The organism is Hymenobacter agri, assembly GCF_054778495.1.
The window spans coordinates 1-3,069 of the sequence record NZ_BAAGZM010000522.1 but is presented as its reverse complement, the minus strand read 5'-3'; the positions used below and the strand labels follow the sequence as shown (position 1 = coordinate 3,069).

The following is a 3,069-nucleotide window of genomic DNA, read 5'->3' as shown; positions in this document are numbered from 1 at the left end:
CGGCCTCAAGCAAGCCGTGCACCTGAGCAGCATCGGGGCCGATGAGGCCGCCGGCACCGGCCCCGTGGTGGGCCTGCACCGCCAGGAAGCCCGCCTCAATGCCATCGAGGGCCTGCACGTAACGCACCTGCGCCCGGCCTACTTCATGGAAAACCTGCTGGCCAACGTGGGTATGATTCAGCATATGGGCATTGCCGGCTCGGCCACCCGGGCCGACGTAGCTTTCCCGATGGTGGCCACCAAGGACATCGCCGCCAAAGCTGCCGAGTTTTTAACGGCCGACCAGTCCGGAACTCACGCCGTGCAGTACATCCTCGGCCCGCGCGACTACACCCTAGCCGAAGCCACGGCCGCCCTCGGCCAGGCCATTGGCCGGCCGGAGCTGCCCTACGTGGCCTTCTCCTACGAAGACGCTAAGAAGGGCATGGTAGGCGCTGGCCTGAGCGAGAATCAGGCTGACCTCTACGACGAGATGACGCGCAACATCAACGAAGGCAAGTCGATGAGCGCCGGCCCGCGCGATGCGGCCAGCACCACGCCCACCACGGTGGAGGAATTTGCGCAGACGGTGTTTGCGCCGGTGTTTAAGGCAGCCTCGGCGGGCGCATAAGCGTCCACCTGTTTAAAATAAGAACGTCATGCTGAGCTTGTCGAAGCATCTCTACCGCGCAGGTAATCAATTTTACTATTGCATTAGAGGTGCTTCGACAAGCTCAGCATGACGTTCTACTATTGGCCTAAACGGCTTTCGCGGCCCCACGCGCTACTTTTGCGCCATGCCGCTACTTCATCACCTCGACCAGGGCCAGGGCCGCCCGCTGGTTATCCTTCACGGTTTGTTTGGCACGCTCGACAACTGGCAGAGCCTGGCCCGCCGCTGGGCCACCGAGGCCGGCCTGCGCGTTATCAGCGTCGATTTGCGTAACCACGGCCGCTCGTTTCACTCGCCGGAGCACACCTACGCCCTCATGGCGCAGGACGTACTGGAGCTGTTCGACCACCTGCAGCTAGGCCCCGATACGACCCTGATGGGCCACAGCATGGGTGGCAAGGTAGCCATGCGCCTCGCCCTCGACCACCCCGAGCGGTTGGCCAAGCTCATCGTGGTCGACATCGCCCCGCGCTTCTCCAACATGGAGCACCAGGACGACATTGTGGCCGGCCTGCAATCCGTCGATTTCAGCACCTGCACCAACCGGCAGGAAGCCGACGCCGCGCTGGCCAAGTACGTGCCCAACGTGGGCACTCGGCAGTTCCTACTGAAAAACCTCTACCGCAAGGAAGACAATACCTTCGCCTGGCGCATTAACCTCGAAGTGCTGGCGGCGCAGCTGGCGGCCATCGGCGAAGAAACTAGCAGCGCCGCGCCGTTTCTGAAGCCCGCGCTGTTCATCCGGGGCGGCAAATCTGACTACATCACCGCCGAGGATAAGCTGCACAGTATTCCGGCGCTGTTTCCGCACTCGCAGGTGGCTACGGTGGTTGACGCTGGGCACTGGGTGCACGCCGAGAAGCCGGAGGAGATTTTTGAGATGGTGAAGGCGTTTGCGCTGAGCTAATGAAAACTCTCTTCCTCATTCCCACGCCGCTGGCCGACGACACGGCCCCGCAGGTGCTACCGCCGCAGGTGGTAACGGCCGTGGCCACCCTCCCCTATTTCCTGGTGGAGAATGCCCGCACGGCCCGGCGCTTCGTGAAAAGCGTGGCCCCACACCGTGTCATCGAGGATATTCGCTTCGTGGTCATCGACAAAGACAGCACTGACGCGGAAGTAAAAGCCGCCCTCGCGCCGCTGGCGAAAGAAGGCATCAATGCCGGCATTCTCAGCGAAGCGGGCTGCCCCGGCATTGCTGACCCCGGCGCGGCGCTGGCCCGGGAAGCGCACCGGCAGGGCCTGCGCGTGGTGCCGCTGGTGGGGCCGTCGTCGCTGCTGCTGGCGCTCATGGCCTCGGGGCTGAATGGGCAGCAGTTCGCGTTTCACGGGTATTTGCCCATCGAGAAAGCGCCGCGTGTGGCCGCTATCAAGGCGCTGGAAAAGGAGGCGCAGCAGCGGCAGCAGTCGCAGCTGTTCATCGAAACGCCGTACCGCAACGGGGCGCTGTTTGCCGACCTACTGGCGCACCTGCAGCCCGGCACCCGCCTATGCGTGGCGGCCGATGTGACGGGCGCGGGCGAGTTCATCCGGACCCTGACGGTGAGCGACTGGAAAAGGCTGCCGGCCCCGGAGCTGCACAAGATTCCGACGGTGTTTATTATCGGCACGTAGGTGGAGTACCCCGAAATTTTATTTCGGGACGTGCGAACATCGTCGTTCTCGCGTCTCGAAATAAAATTTCGGGGTACTCGTACTTACGCCCGCATCATCAAACGGGGCTCGACCACTAAATTACTCTCGTGGGGTGCCGGCAGCACGGTTTCGCCGTGCTGGCTCAGGTCGAGGCCGTCAGCTTCGTGGGTGGCATTTACCCGAATGGGAATGAGCACGTTCGTCACTTTATAGAGCAGGTAGGAGCCGCCGAACGTGAACACCGAAATGAAGGCCAGCGCGCCGAGGTGGTGCAGCAGTAGCGTCCAGGAGCCGGTGGTAGCGAGGCCGCCGTCTTTGGCGAAAATGGCGGTGAGCAGCATGCCCACGATGCCGCCCACGCCGTGGCAGGGGAACACGTCGAGCGTATCGTCGAGCGTGGTTTTGTTCTTCAAATCAACCGCGCCGGCGCTGATGGCGGCCGACACCACGCCGATGAACAGCGCCGGGCCGTAGCTCACGTAGCCCGCCGCCGGGGTAATGGCCACCAGACCCACGACCGCGCCAATGGCCGCACCGGCCGCCGAGGGGCGCTGCCCACGCACAGCCTCAATCATCATCCAGGTGAGCATGGCGGCGGCCGAAGCGAGGTGCGTGGTGAAGAAGGCCTGCACCGCCGTAGCATTAGCGGCCAGCGCCGAGCCGGCGTTGAACCCGAACCAGCCGAACCAGAGCAGGCCCGTACCGATGAGGATGAACGGCACGTTGGGCGGCACGTGGGTGTGGCCTTCGAGGTGGGTGTGGCGGCGGCCCAGGGCCAGCGC

4 protein-coding genes are annotated in these 3,069 nt (G+C 63.8%); 3 read left to right on the top strand and 1 reads right to left on the bottom strand.

What is annotated here, in order from left to right:
• The 3 genes from ACYVDE_RS18730 to ACYVDE_RS18720 form a co-directional block, all read left to right on the top strand.
• The coding region (locus ACYVDE_RS18730) for a Rossmann-fold NAD(P)-binding domain-containing protein (protein WP_460503068.1) at positions 1–610 on the top strand (610 nt) is incomplete at its 5' end.
• A gap of 166 nt (positions 611–776) precedes the next feature.
• On the top strand, positions 777–1,559 hold the full coding sequence (locus ACYVDE_RS18725; RefSeq protein WP_460503067.1) for an alpha/beta fold hydrolase: 783 nt from the start codon (positions 777–779) through the stop codon (positions 1,557–1,559).
• Entirely contained in the window at positions 1,559–2,266 is a 708-nt protein-coding gene (locus tag ACYVDE_RS18720; protein ID WP_460503066.1) for an SAM-dependent methyltransferase, read from the top strand. The genes ACYVDE_RS18725 and ACYVDE_RS18720 overlap by 1 nt, the downstream gene beginning before the upstream one ends.
• 83 nt (positions 2,267–2,349) lie before the next feature.
• Here the strand turns inward: ACYVDE_RS18720 and ACYVDE_RS18715 are convergent.
• Positions 2,350–3,069 (bottom strand): ammonium transporter (locus ACYVDE_RS18715; protein WP_460503065.1); only part of this gene is annotated, 720 nt, incomplete at its 5' end.

What these genes read in the sequence shown, in the direction of transcription:
- ACYVDE_RS18725 (WP_460503067.1), top strand. Translation starts at nt 777, where the DNA reads ATGCCGCTACTTCATCACCTCGACCAGGGCCAGGGCCGCCCGCTGGTT.
- ACYVDE_RS18720 (WP_460503066.1), top strand. Translation starts at nt 1,559, where the DNA reads ATGAAAACTCTCTTCCTCATTCCCACGCCGCTGGCCGACGACACGGCC.